This window comes from Psychrobacillus sp. FSL W7-1493 (assembly GCF_038004905.1).
Taxonomy (GTDB): Bacteria; Bacillota; Bacilli; order Bacillales_A; family Planococcaceae; genus Psychrobacillus.
This window is the reverse complement of record NZ_JBBOSB010000001.1, coordinates 2,642,545-2,657,125: the sequence shown is the minus strand read 5'-3', so window position 1 is coordinate 2,657,125 and position 14,581 is coordinate 2,642,545. Positions and strand designations below refer to the sequence as shown.

General features: G+C 38.5%; 15 protein-coding genes. 14 read left to right on the top strand and 1 reads right to left on the bottom strand.

The window, feature by feature from the left end:
• Nucleotides 1–4 precede the first annotated feature (4 nt).
• The 9 genes from def to spoVM are packed head-to-tail and all read left to right on the top strand — an operon-like array spanning nucleotide 5 to nucleotide 7,883.
• Nucleotides 5–496 carry a peptide deformylase gene (gene def, locus MKX96_RS13540; protein ID WP_340884159.1) on the top strand — a complete coding sequence of 164 codons (492 nt, stop codon included), beginning with the start codon at nucleotides 5–7 and terminating at the stop codon, nucleotides 494–496.
• Nucleotides 493–1,434 (top strand): methionyl-tRNA formyltransferase, encoded by a 942-nt coding sequence (fmt, locus tag MKX96_RS13535; protein WP_340884156.1) that lies wholly within the window; start codon nucleotides 493–495, stop codon nucleotides 1,432–1,434. Before def ends, fmt begins: the two co-directional genes overlap by 4 nt.
• Nucleotides 1,431–2,783 carry a 16S rRNA (cytosine(967)-C(5))-methyltransferase RsmB gene (rsmB, locus tag MKX96_RS13530; RefSeq protein WP_169358552.1) on the top strand — a complete coding sequence of 451 codons (1,353 nt, stop codon included), beginning with the start codon at nucleotides 1,431–1,433 and terminating at the stop codon, nucleotides 2,781–2,783. Before fmt ends, rsmB begins: the two co-directional genes overlap by 4 nt.
• Before the next feature lie 38 nt (nucleotides 2,784–2,821).
• Complete coding sequence (locus tag MKX96_RS13525; protein WP_340884153.1) at nucleotides 2,822–3,559, top strand: Stp1/IreP family PP2C-type Ser/Thr phosphatase; 738 nt, start codon at nucleotides 2,822–2,824, stop codon at nucleotides 3,557–3,559.
• Nucleotides 3,560–3,561: 2 nt separating this feature from the next.
• The gene (gene pknB, locus MKX96_RS13520) at nucleotides 3,562–5,556 is read left to right on the top strand and encodes a Stk1 family PASTA domain-containing Ser/Thr kinase (RefSeq protein WP_340884151.1); all 1,995 of its coding nucleotides are present in this window, start codon (nucleotides 3,562–3,564) and stop codon (nucleotides 5,554–5,556) included.
• Between the two features lie 11 nt (nucleotides 5,557–5,567).
• Nucleotides 5,568–6,449, top strand: a complete 882-nt coding sequence (gene rsgA / locus MKX96_RS13515) for a ribosome small subunit-dependent GTPase A (RefSeq protein ID WP_340884149.1) — start codon at nucleotides 5,568–5,570, stop codon at nucleotides 6,447–6,449.
• A 3-nt stretch (nucleotides 6,450–6,452) separates the two neighbouring features.
• A complete protein-coding gene (rpe, locus tag MKX96_RS13510; RefSeq protein ID WP_340884145.1) occupies nucleotides 6,453–7,121 on the top strand; it encodes a ribulose-phosphate 3-epimerase in 669 nt (222 codons plus the stop codon).
• Entirely contained in the window at nucleotides 7,118–7,774 is a 657-nt protein-coding gene (locus MKX96_RS13505) for a thiamine diphosphokinase (protein ID WP_340884142.1), read from the top strand. Before rpe ends, MKX96_RS13505 begins: the two co-directional genes overlap by 4 nt.
• Nucleotides 7,767–7,883, top strand: coding sequence for a stage V sporulation protein SpoVM (spoVM, locus tag MKX96_RS19595; RefSeq protein WP_353056450.1), 117 nt, complete (start codon nucleotides 7,767–7,769; stop codon nucleotides 7,881–7,883). Before MKX96_RS13505 ends, spoVM begins: the two co-directional genes overlap by 8 nt.
• A 61-nt stretch (nucleotides 7,884–7,944) precedes the next feature.
• Here spoVM and rpmB read toward each other — a convergent pair whose 3' ends face one another.
• The gene (gene rpmB, locus MKX96_RS13500) at nucleotides 7,945–8,133 is read right to left on the bottom strand and encodes a 50S ribosomal protein L28 (protein ID WP_142605779.1); all 189 of its coding nucleotides are present in this window, start codon (nucleotides 8,131–8,133) and stop codon (nucleotides 7,945–7,947) included.
• Between the two features lie 581 nt (nucleotides 8,134–8,714).
• Here rpmB and MKX96_RS13495 point away from each other — a divergent pair.
• The 5 genes from MKX96_RS13495 to recG all read left to right on the top strand — a co-directional run bounded on the left by MKX96_RS13495 (nucleotide 8,715) and on the right by recG (nucleotide 14,508).
• Complete coding sequence (locus MKX96_RS13495; RefSeq protein ID WP_169358559.1) at nucleotides 8,715–9,077, top strand: Asp23/Gls24 family envelope stress response protein; 363 nt, start codon at nucleotides 8,715–8,717, stop codon at nucleotides 9,075–9,077.
• A gap of 16 nt (nucleotides 9,078–9,093) precedes the next feature.
• Nucleotides 9,094–10,746, top strand: coding sequence for a DAK2 domain-containing protein (locus MKX96_RS13490; RefSeq protein WP_340884135.1), 1,653 nt, complete (start codon nucleotides 9,094–9,096; stop codon nucleotides 10,744–10,746).
• 150 nt (nucleotides 10,747–10,896) lie between these two features.
• On the top strand, nucleotides 10,897–11,559 hold the full coding sequence (sdaAB, locus tag MKX96_RS13485; protein WP_169358561.1) for an L-serine ammonia-lyase, iron-sulfur-dependent subunit beta: 663 nt from the start codon (nucleotides 10,897–10,899) through the stop codon (nucleotides 11,557–11,559).
• A gap of 11 nt (nucleotides 11,560–11,570) precedes the next feature.
• On the top strand, nucleotides 11,571–12,470 hold the full coding sequence (sdaAA, locus tag MKX96_RS13480; protein ID WP_340884130.1) for an L-serine ammonia-lyase, iron-sulfur-dependent, subunit alpha: 900 nt from the start codon (nucleotides 11,571–11,573) through the stop codon (nucleotides 12,468–12,470).
• Nucleotides 12,460–14,508, top strand: coding sequence for an ATP-dependent DNA helicase RecG (recG, locus tag MKX96_RS13475; RefSeq protein WP_340884128.1), 2,049 nt, complete (start codon nucleotides 12,460–12,462; stop codon nucleotides 14,506–14,508). The genes sdaAA and recG overlap by 11 nt, the downstream gene beginning before the upstream one ends.
• The last annotated feature ends 73 nt before the right edge of the window (nucleotides 14,509–14,581 follow it).

The following is a 14,581-nucleotide window of genomic DNA, read 5'->3' as shown; positions in this document are numbered from 1 at the left end:
AGAAATGGCAATTCGATCAATCGTTACACACCCCAACGAAGTATTAACCCAAAAATGTAAAGAAGTTCATGCATTTGATGAGAAACTTGGTAAGCTACTAGACGATATGTATGACACAATGATTGCTTCAGATGGTATCGGTCTTGCTGCGCCTCAGGTTGGAGAAGCCATCCAAGTGGCAATTGTAGACTTAGGAGAAGGTCAAGAAGTAATTGAAATGATCAATCCTGAAGTAGTTGAAATAGGCGGATCAGAAGTGGAAGTGGAAGGATGCCTAAGTTTTCCTGACATTTATGGAGAGGTAGAGCGTCCATTTTATGTGAAGGTAGAGGCTCAAGATCGTGATGGCTCTTTATATGAGTTAGAGGCAGAGGACTACGAAGCAAGAGCAATTTTACATGAAATTGATCATTTACACGGTATTTTATTTACTTCTAAAATAATTCGTTATGTTGATTTGGAAGAGTTGGAGAATGAACAGGAGGATGAGCTATGACTTCTATCGTATTCATGGGCACACCTGCTTTCTCAGCACCAATCTTACGCATGCTAGTTGAGGAAGGCTACGAGATTAGTGCTGTTGTGACACAGCCTGATCGACCAGTAGGTAGAAAAAAAGTACTAACTCCTCCTCCGGTAAAGGAAGAGGCTTTAGAGCTTGGATTACCAATCATTCAGCCAAACAAACTAAAGGGATCTGAGGAACTCAATCAAATCCTTAACCTGGCGCCAGATTTAATCGTCACTGCTGCCTTTGGTCAAATTTTACCGAAAGAATTACTAGAAGCACCTAAATACGGTTGTATCAATGTACATGCATCCTTACTTCCAGCCTATCGTGGAGGAGCCCCAATACACCAAGCAATCATAGATGGACAAGAAAAAACAGGTGTCACTATTATGTATATGGAGGAAAAACTCGATGCAGGGGATATAATTTCTCAGCGTGAAATTCCTATTACACATCTAGATGATACTGGAATTCTGTTTAACAAACTAAGTGAAGTAGGAACTCTCCTTTTAAAGGAAACATTGCCATTAATCATTACGGGCAGAAATGAACGAATTGTCCAAGATGAGTCTCTAGTTACCTATGCAAGAAATATTTCACGCGAACAGGAAAGAGTAGATTGGACTAAGTCTGCAATAGAAATTCACAATCAAATCCGCGGTCTTCATCCGTGGCCAGTAGCTTATACTACTTTGGATGGGCTAACGGTGAAAATTTGGAAGGCAGATACACTTGATATAAATACAAATGAATTACCAGGGACAGTCGTAAAAATTGAAACAGATTATTTTGTTGTTCAAACAGGTTTGGGAGAAGCAATCCGAATTGATGAGCTACAGCCAGCTGGGAAGAAAAAAATGTCTGCAAATGACTATTTGCGAGGCGTAGGTTCTAAATTGCGAATAGGAGACAAATTTGAATGACAAAAAAGAATGAAAAAATATGGACAGGTAATGTAAGAGATGCAGCATTAACTATACTAATGGCTGTTGAAAAACAACAAGCTTATAGCAATCTGTTGCTACATCAAACAATTGAAAAGTATGACATCGAACCAAAAGATCGAGCATTATTAACCGAGTTAACTTATGGAACGCTTCAACATAAAATGACATTAGATTACTACCTTCAGCCCTTTATAAAAGGTAAGCTGGATGACTGGGTTAGACAACTTCTTCGTCTGTCCTTATACCAAATACACTATTTATCCAGAATTCCAGATCATGCAGCAGTAAATGAAGCGGTGAATATTGCTAAGCGAAGAGGGCATAAAGGAATTTCTGGGGTAATCAATGGTATTTTACGTTCTATCCTTCGAGAAGGCGTACGGTCTACTGAAGAAATTCAAGATAAGGTAGAGAGACTTTCAATAGAGACAAGTCATCCAATGTGGATGGTGAAACGATTTATTTCTGAATATGGTTTTGAAACAACTGAGCAAATGCTTAAAGAAAATAACGAGCCTCCTGTGACTACTTTACGTGTCAATCTGTTCAAGCGAACAGTAGAGCAAGTAATGCATTTAATGACTCAGGAAGGATATGTCGTGGCAAAGAGCGAAGTTATTCCAGAGTGTATTTATTTGTTCAATGGCCAAGCAGCCAAAACGACAGCTTTTCAAAAAGGATTTGTTACCATTCAAGACGAAAGCTCTATGATCCCGGCTTATGCTCTTCAAGCAGAACCAGGAATGACCGTGTTAGACATGTGCTCTGCACCAGGTGGAAAAACGACACATATAGCCGAGAAAATGAAGAATACTGGAAAACTTGTAGCGATGGATATTCACCAGCATAAATTGAAATTAGTAAAAGAAAATGCTGAAAGACTAGGCTTTAGTTTTATTGAAACAGTAGAAAAAGATGCACGCCAAGCTTCAGAGTTATTTCCAGAGCAAACGTTTGACCGTATTTTAGTTGATGCTCCTTGTAGCGGTCTAGGGGTTATGAAAAGAAAGCCTGACATTAAATATACGAAAAGTGAAAAGGATTTCGATTCACTGAAGCCGATACAACTAAAATTATTAGACGAAGCATATACACTTTTAAAGCCAAATGGTTTAATAGTTTATAGTACGTGTACAGTGGACCGTGAGGAAAATGAAGGTACGGCCAAGTTATTTATGGAAAAACATCCAGATATGGAACTAAAAAGTTTTCCAGACGTTGTAAAGAATATAAAGCAACAAGAAGAGGATGGTATGTTACAGCTGTTTCCTCAAGACCTGAGAAGTGATGGATTTTTTGTGGCAGTTTTTCAAAAAAAGAGCTGATTGCAACGGGCTCTATCTATGAAGAGGTGAAGGGATAAATGAGGTTCGTTGTTAAAACTGATGTAGGCTTGAAAAGAACCATTAATGAGGATCGTGTAGGTGTATTTAAACGTGAGGATGGTCGTATTTTAGCTGTTGTAGCGGACGGAATGGGTGGTCATAATGCGGGAGATGTAGCTAGTGAGATGGCCATTACTGAGTTCGAAAAGTATTTTCATGCTTACAATCCTGCTGTTGTTCCAGCAAAAGATTGGTTAATGTACACGTTTCAAACCATTAACCAACTAATTGCCCAACATTCATCTTCCAACACAGGTTGTGAAGGAATGGGAACAACTTTAATTGCAGGGTTGTTTGAAAACAGCAAAGGGATTATAGCTCATATAGGGGACAGTCGCGTTTATCAAATTACACAAAACTTGGTTCGTCAAATTACAAGAGACCACTCTTTTGTAAATGTCTTACTCGACTCTGGGGAGATAAATGAAGAACAAGCAAAAACACACCCTATGAAAAATGCAATTATGAAAGCAGTCGGAACCGAACGAACTATTCACCCTGATTTTTTTGAAGTAGAATTTGCAGCGAATTCTTATTTTCTTTTTTGCACAGATGGTTTAAGTAACAAAATAAGTGAATCCTATTTACAGCACTTGCTATACTCAAAGAAGTCTCTTTACGAAATGGGAGATGAATTGGTAGAGGAAGCTAATAAGTCAGGCGGAGAAGATAATATATCCCTGATCTTGTTAACGAATAAGGATGAGGAGGTGTAAGGATGTTAATCGGCAAAAGAATTAGCGGCAGGTATAAGTTGCTAGAGATGATTGGTGGAGGCGGCATGTCCAACGTATATTTGGGACATGATATGATCTTAGACAGAGACGTCGCAATTAAGGTTTTGCGATATGATTTTTCTAATGAAGAAGAACTGCGTCGTCGCTTTCAGCGAGAAGCACTTTCTGCCACAAGCCTTACACACCCTAATATAGTTAATATCTACGACGTAGGAGAAGATGAAGATATTCACTATATTGTTATGGAACATGTTAAAGGTGAAACATTAAAAGAATACATACAGCATAATGCCCCGGTTTCGCCCGTTAAAACAATTACTATTATGAAGCAGCTAACTTCGGCTATTTCTAATGCACACAATAATCATATTATTCATCGAGATATAAAACCGCAGAATATTTTATTGGATGAGCAAGAAAATGTGAAAATAACTGATTTCGGCATAGCGATGGCTTTAAGTGCGACTTCCTATACACAAACTAATTCCGTCTTAGGAACCGTGCATTATTTGTCTCCAGAACAAGCCCGTGGCGGTACTGCTACTAGGGAATCGGATATTTATGCGCTAGGAATTGTGTTGTTTGAGTTATTAACTGGACAGCTTCCTTTTTCAGGAGAGTCAGCTGTATCCATTGCATTGAAGCATTTACAGGCGGAAACACCATCGGTTAGAGCTATCAATCCAGTCATACCACAAAGCCTAGAAAATGTTGTCCTAAAGGCAACTGCTAAAGATCCTAGAAACAGGTACCGTTCTGCAGAGGAAATGGAAAGAGACTTATCAACTGCTATGTCACCAGAAAGATCCAATGAACCAAAGTTTGTAGTTCCTGTAGACGATGGAGCTACGAAGGTTCTTCCAGTTATTAAAGAGCCTGTTTCTTTTGAAGATGTTGCAGAAACTAAAAAATTACAAACAGAGGATAAGCCTACTGAACAACCAAAACCAAAAAAGAAAAGAATTAAATGGAAAATAATGACAGGGATAATAGCTGGCCTGATCTTGCTAGCATTAATCATCATCATAGCTTTCCCTGGGTTGTTTAAACCGGACAAGATAGAAGTTCCTCCTGTAGCTGGCTTAGAGGTCGAGGATGCTATAAAGCTACTTGAGTCAGAAGGCTTTATCATTGGAGAACAAATTTTAGAATTTGATGATGAGATCGAAAAAGATCATGTCATTGGTACAACACCAGAAGAAGGAAAAATGCGTGACGTAGAAACTGAGGTAGATATAATTGTATCCCAAGGGAAGGAAACTTCTGTAATGGGTGACTATGAAAATCAGGATATCACCCAGGTTATAGCTTTGCTTGAAAAACAAGGCTTTAAAATTGAGGAAGATAAAATCTACTCTTCTGCAACGGCGGGTACCATTTTAAAGCAGGAGCCTGAAGCTGGACAAGAAATTATTCCAGAAGAAACCGTTGTCCGTTTTCAAGTAAGTATTGGACCAGAAATGATTACTTTGAGAGACTTAAGGGAATACAATGAAAAGAATTTAAACGAATATGCAACAAACGCTGGCTTAAAGGTCGTTAAAACTAAAGAAGTGAACCATGATACAATTCCTAAAGGAGCTGTTGTAGAACAATCTCCTGGGCCTAACTCGAAAATCGCAAAGGGAAGTACGGTTAAGGTAGTGGTTTCTTCTGGACCAAAGGCTAGGCCAACTAAGACGTTTGTAAGAATTGTACCTATTCCTTATTTAGAGCAAGAACCTGATGGTGAAGGGGAAGAAGGAGAAGATGAGGGAAATCCTGAACAGGAAGTTATTCCTCAAATAATTCAAATTTATATTCAAGACAAAATGCATAAATTTACTGACCCTCCAGTTGAAGAGTTTGAAATTACATCGTCAGTAGACAAAAAGATTTCACTTGAGATTGTAGAAGGCGAGGTTGGCGGGTATCTTATTAAAAGAAATCAAGAGGTACTTGAACAGAAAACAATAAAATATGAAGATATAGATTAGGGAGGCATAGGATGCCAAATGGTCAAATAAGAAAAGCACTTAGTGGTTTCTATTATGTATATGATAATGGTAAAGTGATTCAATGTAGAGGGAGAGGGGTCTTTAGAAATAGAGGCGAATCTCCTCTAGTGGGTGATTTTGTTGACTATACAGTCGAGGGAGAGAACGATGGTACTATAACTGTCATCCACGAAAGGAAAAATAACTTAGTGCGTCCACCGATATCGAATATTGATCAGGCCATTTTAGTTTTTTCTATTAAAGAACCAGACTTCAATACGATATTATTAGACCGTTTTCTAGTAGTTCTAGAATCCTTTTACATTGAGCCAATCATATGCTTGACGAAAAGTGATTTGATGGATACTAAGATGGAACAAACAATGAAGGATTATATCAATGATTATGAAAATATTGGTTATGAAATATTAATGACCTACAAAGATGATCCAAATTTTAACGATAAAATAACCCCTATTTTAAAAGGGAAAACTACTGTACTAGCAGGACAATCAGGGGTAGGGAAATCTACTTTATTAAATACAATTCTCCCATCCTTAGATTTAAAAACAGGGGTAATATCGGATGCTTTAGGACGTGGGAAGCATACAACCAGACATGTAGAATTAATCGAAGTTTGTGATGGACTTCTAGCTGATACCCCTGGTTTTAGTTCTTTTGAATTTGATTTAATGGAAAAAGAAGAGCTCTCTAGTTGCTTTCCTGACTTTGTAAAACGACAGGACGAATGTAAGTACCGAGGGTGCCTACATGTAAATGAGCCAAAATGCGCTGTAAAAAAAGCAGTAGAGCTTGGAGAAATTAAAGAATACCGATACAAACATTACTTACAATTTTATGAAGAAATAGTAGATAGAAAGCCGAGGTACTAACTTATGGTAAAGATTGCACCTTCTATTTTAGCAGCAAATTTTGCAAAACTTGGGGAAGAAGTATTAGAGGTAGAAAAAGCTGGAGCTGAACTTATTCATATAGATGTGATGGATGGACATTTTGTTCCAAACATAACGATGGGACCAATTGTGGTAGAGGCTTTGCGACCACTTACTAATCTTCCATTGGATGTACATCTTATGATAGAAAATGCTGATCAATACATTGAGGCATTTGCTAAAGCTGGAGCTGATTATATAACAGTTCACGTGGAGGCTTCACCACATCTTCACCGTACGATTCAGCTGATTCGTTCATTTGGAGTGAAGCCAGGAGTTGTGTTAAATCCACATACGCCTGTCGAATCAATTATGCATGTATTAGAGGATGTTGATATGGTTTTATTTATGACTGTCAACCCTGGATTTGGTGGTCAGAAATTTATACATTCGGTTATTCCTAAAGTAAAACAACTTTCTCAAATTATACAGGATAGAAATCTTTCTATTGAAATTGAGATTGATGGAGGAGTCAACGAGGATACAATTATTCCTTGTGTGGAAGCAGGAGCAACTATTTTAGTCGCTGGATCCGCTGTTTATAATGCACCTGACAAAGGAAAGGCACTTAAAAGAATAAAAGCTGCAGGATTGAGTGTGGCTTCAAAATGAAGCGTGTCTTCATCTGCGCAGGTGGTCCTGTAGAGGAAGTTGTTGATCTTAGACAGCTTCCTTTTTTACAAGAGGAAACAATCTTTATTGGGGCTGATAGAGGTGCCTATCATCTGTTGAATGCTGATATTATTCCAACTGAGATTATTGGAGATTTTGATTCTATTAGTTATAAAGAGTTGGATACACTACGTAAACACGTGACACATGTATCTATAATGCCCTCTGAGAAGGATGAGACAGATACACGTTTGGCTTTATTAGAAGCAATGAAATATAAACCAAACGAAGTTATTTTAACCGGTGTAAGTGGGTCTCGTTTGGATCACTATCAAGCAGCTCTTCATGATGTATACCACTTTCAACGATTGAATCCTGAAGTCTCCTTTTATATCCAGAACAATAAAAATAAGCTTCAATTTCTACTTCCTGGAACACATAAAATAGATCAACAAGAAGAATATAAATATATATCTTTTTATCCTTTTGGTGAAAGACTAAAAGACGTTACGCTAGACGGGTTTTTGTATAATGTGGAAGAAGAACCAATAAATTATGGCCATGCAAAGTTTACAAGTAATGAACAAGTAGAGCGAACAAGTACTATCTCCTTTAAGTCAGGCATATGTTTAATGATAAGAAGCAGTGACTAAAAGGGAGGAAATTCGTGTGAAGGTCTACACATTTAAATTACCTAAATCTGTTAGTAGTTTAATGAAGGTTTGTATTCGTCTTTTTAAAAAGGATGAGGAAAAAAAATAGTTTTAAAAAGAAATAATGCCAGGTCGACAATTTGTCGGCCTGGCATTAATTATGAGAGCGATTATACGCGCTCAATTTTTCCTGATTTTAAAGCTCTAGCAGAAACCCATACGCGTTTAGGTTTACCGTCTACAAGAATACGGACCTTTTGAAGGTTTGCCCCCCATGTACGCTTAGTAGCGTTCATTGCGTGAGAACGAGCATTACCAGAACGAGCTTTACGCCCAGTGATTGCACATACTTTTGGCATTATAATTTCCTCCTTTAAAAAAGAAGCTGAAAGATTTTCAGTTCGATATTTCACATACTTTAATAATTTACCACAGACTCTTTTGATAAGCAAGTATATCAAGAAAAAAACCTTTACACTATAAAATAACAGTTTAGGTTCAGTAGTTACTTGCAGTCTTGGGGTTTACATAGTTACTATAGTAACAGATGGTGTTTATACTGGTAAAATATTTTACTTAAAAATAACTTCATAAATGAATTTAAGAAACTAAAAGGTTTCAGGGGACTAGAAAACTAAGATAAAAAAGCAGGAGATGTTTTCACTTTCTGCTTGGAGAGCAATATGGATGCCTGTCACTAGCACTTGCGAAAGTAATTCTGAATTATTTTTATTCAAGTCATAGAGCACCTTATTGCTATAATTACAGGTTGTATAGAAAATAACGTATAATGTATAGATCAAACCATCTTTTTTTTGAAGAGGAAGCTCTAAATAAAAACCACTTTTGCAAAAAGTAGACGAATAGAAACGTGTCTTTTATAATTTTAAAGGGTGTAGTACAATAAGGGATAGTCAAAAAGGACTTGGGAGGTTTCAACATGTCAATAGAATTAACAAATGAATTTGGGCACATTGATATATCACAAGATACTATTGCTCAAATTGCAGGCGGAGCAGCGATTGAATGCTATGGAATTGTTGGTATGGCATCAAAGCATCAAATCAGAGATGGTTTAACAGATATATTAAGAAAAGAGAACTTTACAAAAGGTGTAATTGTTAGACAGGAAAAAGATGATTTACATATCGATATGTATATAGTTGTAAGTTACGGAACAAAAATTTCTGAAATCGCTTATCAAGTCCAGTCTAAAGTTAAATACACGCTAAATAAATCTCTTGGTATGTCGGTGAAATCCGTAAATGTTTACGTACAAGGAGTTCGCGTGGCAAACGTGTGATTAAGGAGAGAAAACAATGAAATCAATCAATGGTAATCAATTTGCGGATATGGTCAAGATGGGAGCACATCATCTTTTCCAAAACGCTGACTATGTCGACGCATTAAACGTATTCCCTGTACCCGATGGTGATACAGGCACAAACATGAATCTTTCAATGACTTCAGGGGCTAAAGAGACAGCTGCTCATACTAGTGAGCATATTGGCAAAACAGCTCAAGCATTGTCCAAAGGTTTGCTAATGGGTGCTCGAGGAAACTCTGGAGTTATTTTATCGCAACTTTTTAGAGGCTTTGGAAAGTCGATTGAGCAGCATGCTACCCTAGATGCAAAACAATTTGCCCAAGCTTTACAGTATGGAGTAGAAACAGCATACAAAGCTGTTATGAAGCCAGTTGAAGGCACTATTTTAACTGTAGCAAAAGATTCAGCTAAAAAAGCAGTGGAAGCTAGTGAAACGATTACAGATATATCAGAACTAATGGCAGTTGTTGTAGAAGAGTCTAAACTATCACTAAACAGAACTCCGGATTTACTACCTGTTTTAAAAGAAGTAGGCGTAGTTGATAGTGGCGGACAAGGCCTAGTATTTGTTTATGAAGGTTTCCTTGCAAGCTTAAAGGGAGAAGCTCTTCCTGAGAGAACAATTAGTTCCTCTATGGACGATTTGGTTAGTGCTGAGCATCATAAAAGTGTTCAAGGATATATGGATACTGCTGACATTGAATTTGGTTTCTGTACAGAGTTCATGGTCCGTTTTGAAGAGGGCAAGAAAGCCTTTATCGAAAATGACTTCCGTAATGATTTAAGCGAATATGGTGATTCACTTTTAGTTATCTCCGATGATGAGATTGCTAAAATTCATATCCATTCTGAAACACCAGGTGAAGTCTTAACTTATGGTCAACAATATGGGGACCTAATTAAAATTAAAATTGAAAATATGCGCCAACAGCATACAGATATCGTAGGCGAAGGTCATTCTTCTAATACTGCTAAGAAAGCAGAAGTTCATCCTTATGCAGTAGTAACAGTTGCAATGGGAACAGGTGTCGCTGAATTATTGAAGAGTCTAGGAGCTTCAGCTGTGATAGAAGGTGGTCAGACAATGAATCCTTCTACTGAAGACATTGTAAAGGCGATTGAGTCTGTAGGAGCTGAGCGTGTACTAATCCTTCCTAATAACAAAAACATCGTGATGGCTGCTGAACAAGCTGCAGAGGTTCTAGGAATTGAGGCAGCGGTGGTGCCTACAAAAACAATTCCTCAAGGAATGGCAGCAATTTTAGCGTTTAACGCTCAAGCGACTGTTCAAGAAAACCAAAAGAATATGACCGATGCTTTTGCTCACGTGAAAACTGGTCAAGTTACTTTTGCTGTACGTGATACGTCAATTGACGGTGTAGAGATCAAAAAAGATGATTTTATGTCTCTAGCTGAAGGGAAAATTATACTTTCACAGCCATCTAGAGTGGAAGCTGCCACTAAGTTGGCAAAAGAATTAATTGACGAGGATTCTGAAATAGTGACAGTTATTTACGGAGAAGATGTCACGGAAGAGGAAGCTGGGAAATTTGCTTCGTTTATTGAAGAGAACTTCGAAGATGTGGAAGTAGAGCTTTATAACGGTAAACAACCATTGTACCCATATATTTTATCAGTAGAATAAAACTAGAAATACTCCGCGTGGGAGAAATCCCACGCTTTTTTTTTAGCAAGAAATTTTAGAGTTCTATATAATCCTTTCGTACAATACTTTTGTTTAAAGTTCCCTAAAAGTGTAAAATAGAAATATCAACATGAAAGTGAGGTCTGTCAAATGAAATTTAAGTCTGTTTTTGACATTATTGGACCCGTTATGATTGGACCGTCCTCTTCCCATACTGCTGGAGCAGCACGAATAGGAAGGGTAGCAAGAGATTTATTTGGAAAGCAACCTACTTGGGCAAAAATCCATCTCTATGGCTCTTTTGCTGAAACATATAAAGGCCATGGTACAGATGTGGCAATCATCGGTGGCTTATTGGACTATGATACCTTTGATGAGCGTATTAAAACGTCGTTTAGTGAAGCAGAAAAGGTCGGTCTGTCCTATGAGTTTATACCTGAAACAGGACATACTGAGCATCCGAATACAGCTAGAATTGTATTAGGAGACGACGAACGTGAAATGTCGGTGGTTGGTATTTCTATTGGTGGCGGGAAAACGGAAATAACAGAGCTAAATGGTTTTCCGTTAAGATTGTCAGGGAACTTGGCTGCGATATTAGTTGTTCACAATGACCGTTCGGGATGTATTGCAAGCGTTGCCAATTGTTTAGCTAAGCACAATATTAATATCGGCCATATGGAAGTTTCTCGAAAAGAGAAAGGAAATATGGCTTTGATGGTAATTGAAGTGGATCAAAATGTGAGTAAAGATATTTTAGATGAAATTACAACTCTACCTAACATAACGAAGGTTACGAGAATTGTAGATTAAGGAGGGTTATGATGGAAGTCTTATTTCGTAATGTGCGAGAATTAGTAGAAAAAGCTGAAAAAGAAAATAAGCTTATATCTGAGATTATGATAGAACAAGAAATTCTTATTACAGAACGCACTCGTGAAGAAATCATGTCACAGATGGATCGTAATCTGACAGTTATGGAAGAAGCAGTGGAAAAGGGACTAAAGGGAGTTCGTTCCACTTCTGGATTAACTGGTGGCGACGCTGTTCTTTTGCAAGCTTATATGAAAAAGGGAAATTCTCTTACTGGAGAACTGATGCTTGATGCTGTAAGTAAAGCTGTAGCTACAAATGAAGTAAATGCGGCCATGGGAACTATTTGCGCTACACCGACAGCGGGCTCGGCAGGAGTAGTCCCAGGAACTTTATTTGCGGTGAAAAATAAGCTGAACCCAACTCGTGAGCAGATGATTAGATATTTATTTACATCTGGAGCATTTGGATTCGTTGTAGCTAATAATGCTTCTATTTCTGGAGCAGCAGGTGGTTGCCAAGCCGAGGTAGGATCAGCGGCAGGGATGGCTGCTGCAGCAATAGTAGAAATGGCTGGAGGAAGTCCTTCTCAAAGCGCTGAGGCGTTTGCTATTACTTTAAAAAACATGCTTGGATTAGTATGCGATCCAGTTGCAGGGCTAGTTGAAGTACCATGTGTGAAGAGAAATGCTATGGGAGCCTCTAATTCCTTAGTGGCAGCAGATATGGCACTTGCGGGAGTAACAAGTCGTATTCCTTGTGATGAAGTAATAGATGCTATGTATAAAATTGGCCAAACGATGCCAACAGCATTAAAAGAAACTGCTCAAGGAGGCTTAGCAGCTACACCTACAGGAAAATGGTTAGAAGCTAAAATCTTTGGTGGGGCTGTGGTCGGCAGTGGAAAATAAGGGGAGCGATTTAGTTATCTCTCTAAAGGGTGTAGGGGCAGGAACTGCTAAAGCCTTAGAGGAGTTAGGGATAGTTACACTTGATGATTTAGTAATGACCTTTCCTTATAGGCATGAGGATTTTCGGTTAAAAAACCTAGCAGAAAGCGCCCATAACGAGAGAGTAACTGTGGAAGGAAGGGTCGAAAGTGAACCTTCTCTTCTTTTTTTAGGGAAAAATAAATCGAGGTTGCAGGTTCGATTGTTGGCTGGCCAGCATCTGATCAAGGCCGTGTTTTTCAATCAAGCTTATTTGAAATCCAAAATAACTCCAGGTTCTGTAATTACCGTTACTGGTAAATGGGATAGAGGACGACAAGTTATTAATGTTTCGACGTTCTCAGAAGGACCAAAGACAGACCAACAGGATTTTGAACCTGTCTATTCGTTAAAAGGCTCCATTAGCCAGAAAGTTTTTAGGAGATTTATGAGACAGGCGTTAGATGAGTTAAAAGGGGATATCACGGATCCTTTGCCGGAGTCTATCCGCTCGATGTATAAATTGCCTGAAATGGTGGAGGCTCTCGAGGGAATTCACTTCCCGCAGGATGTTGAACATTCCAAAAATGCTAGAAGACGGTTTGTTTACGAGGAGTTACTTAACTTCCAGTTGAAGATGCAGGCCATTAAAAAGGTACGAAAAGAACAAAATGTTGGAAATGGCGTTTCTTTTGATAATGAGCGAGTAAAAAAACTAATTGAATCCTTACCTTATGAGTTGACTGATGCTCAAAAGAGAGTAGTTAATGAGATTTGTCGTGACTTGAAGGCACCTAATCGAATGAACAGACTTTTGCAGGGGGATGTAGGCTCAGGGAAAACTGTAGTTGCTGCAATCTGTTTGTATGCAGTTATAACGGCGGGTTACCAAGGTGCTTTGATGGCTCCGACGGAAATTTTGGCGGAGCAACATGCAGCTTCACTAGATGAGTGGCTCTCACCCATTGGTGTTAGAATCGCGCTATTAACTGGCTCTACTAGGCAAAAGGCAAGAAGAACGGTGCTAGAAAATTTAGCTGCCGGTAATATTGATTTACTCATAGGTACACATGCGTTGATTCAACCTGATGTTTCATTTAAAAATCTTGGTTTAGTTATTACTGACGAACAACATCGTTTTGGTGTGGCTCAAAGAAGAGTTTTAAAAGAAAAAGGAGAAAATCCAGATGTACTTTTTATGACAGCGACACCTATTCCGCGGACCTTAGCCATAACAGCGTTTGGGGAAATGGATGTCTCTGTTATTGATCAGATGCCGGCAGGAAGAAAATCCATTGATACTCATTGGATGAAGGAAGATCAGCTTCCTAAACTTTTAGGTCGCCTTAAGAAAGAGTTGGCTAATGGCAGACAAGCCTACATCATTTGCCCTCTAATTGAGGAGTCTGAGAAGCTAGACGTCCAAAATGCGGTGGATGTTTATAATATGATGTCTTATGAGCTCGGAAAAGATTATTCGGTTGGCTTAATGCACGGACGGTTGCATCCGGACGAAAAAGATGAAGTGATGAGGAATTTTACCGAGGGGCATACTCAAGTATTAGTCTCGACAACGGTAGTTGAGGTCGGAGTAAACGTTCCTAATGCATCCTTTATGATTATATTTGATGCAGAGCGCTTTGGACTAGCACAGCTACACCAACTACGTGGTAGGGTTGGGCGCGGAGAACACCAATCGTACTGTATCCTTCTTGCTGATCCTAAGACAGAAGAAGGGAAGGAACGAATGATGTCCATGACAGAGACGAATGATGGTTTTGTCTTGGCAGAAAAAGATTTAGAGCTACGAGGACCTGGTGACTTCTTTGGGAAAAAACAAAGTGGATTGCCTGAGTTTAAAATAGCAGATCTAGTTCATGATTATCGTGCATTAAATACAGCGAAAATAGATGCCGAGCGTTTATTGGAATCTGAGCACTTTTGGAATTCCGATGAAATGGAAGGTCTACGGAATGCCTTGGTTGACTCTAAAGCATTAGATGGGGAAAGAATTGATTAAAAAGAATGCAAGGATGAACTAAATCATTTCTTGCATTCTTTTTTTATTGTTTATATACTGATATTAGTACCAA

Bases quoted from the DNA above. Each gene is read 5' to 3' on its own strand.
- rsmB (WP_169358552.1), top strand. From the start codon at position 1,431: ATGACAAAAAAGAATGAAAAAATATGGACAGGTAATGTAAGAGATGCA.
- pknB (WP_340884151.1), top strand. From the start codon at position 3,562: ATGTTAATCGGCAAAAGAATTAGCGGCAGGTATAAGTTGCTAGAGATG.
- MKX96_RS13505 (WP_340884142.1), top strand. From the start codon at position 7,118: ATGAAGCGTGTCTTCATCTGCGCAGGTGGTCCTGTAGAGGAAGTTGTT.
- def (WP_340884159.1), top strand. From the start codon at position 5: ATGGCAATTCGATCAATCGTTACACACCCCAACGAAGTATTAACCCAA.
- rpe (WP_340884145.1), top strand. From the start codon at position 6,453: ATGGTAAAGATTGCACCTTCTATTTTAGCAGCAAATTTTGCAAAACTT.
- sdaAA (WP_340884130.1), top strand. From the start codon at position 11,571: ATGGAAGTCTTATTTCGTAATGTGCGAGAATTAGTAGAAAAAGCTGAA.
- sdaAB (WP_169358561.1), top strand. From the start codon at position 10,897: ATGAAATTTAAGTCTGTTTTTGACATTATTGGACCCGTTATGATTGGA.
- MKX96_RS13490 (WP_340884135.1), top strand. From the start codon at position 9,094: ATGAAATCAATCAATGGTAATCAATTTGCGGATATGGTCAAGATGGGA.
- MKX96_RS13495 (WP_169358559.1), top strand. From the start codon at position 8,715: ATGTCAATAGAATTAACAAATGAATTTGGGCACATTGATATATCACAA.
- rsgA (WP_340884149.1), top strand. From the start codon at position 5,568: ATGCCAAATGGTCAAATAAGAAAAGCACTTAGTGGTTTCTATTATGTA.
- rpmB (WP_142605779.1), bottom strand. From the start codon at position 8,133: ATGCCAAAAGTATGTGCAATCACTGGGCGTAAAGCTCGTTCTGGTAAT.
- MKX96_RS13525 (WP_340884153.1), top strand. From the start codon at position 2,822: ATGAGGTTCGTTGTTAAAACTGATGTAGGCTTGAAAAGAACCATTAAT.
- fmt (WP_340884156.1), top strand. From the start codon at position 493: ATGACTTCTATCGTATTCATGGGCACACCTGCTTTCTCAGCACCAATC.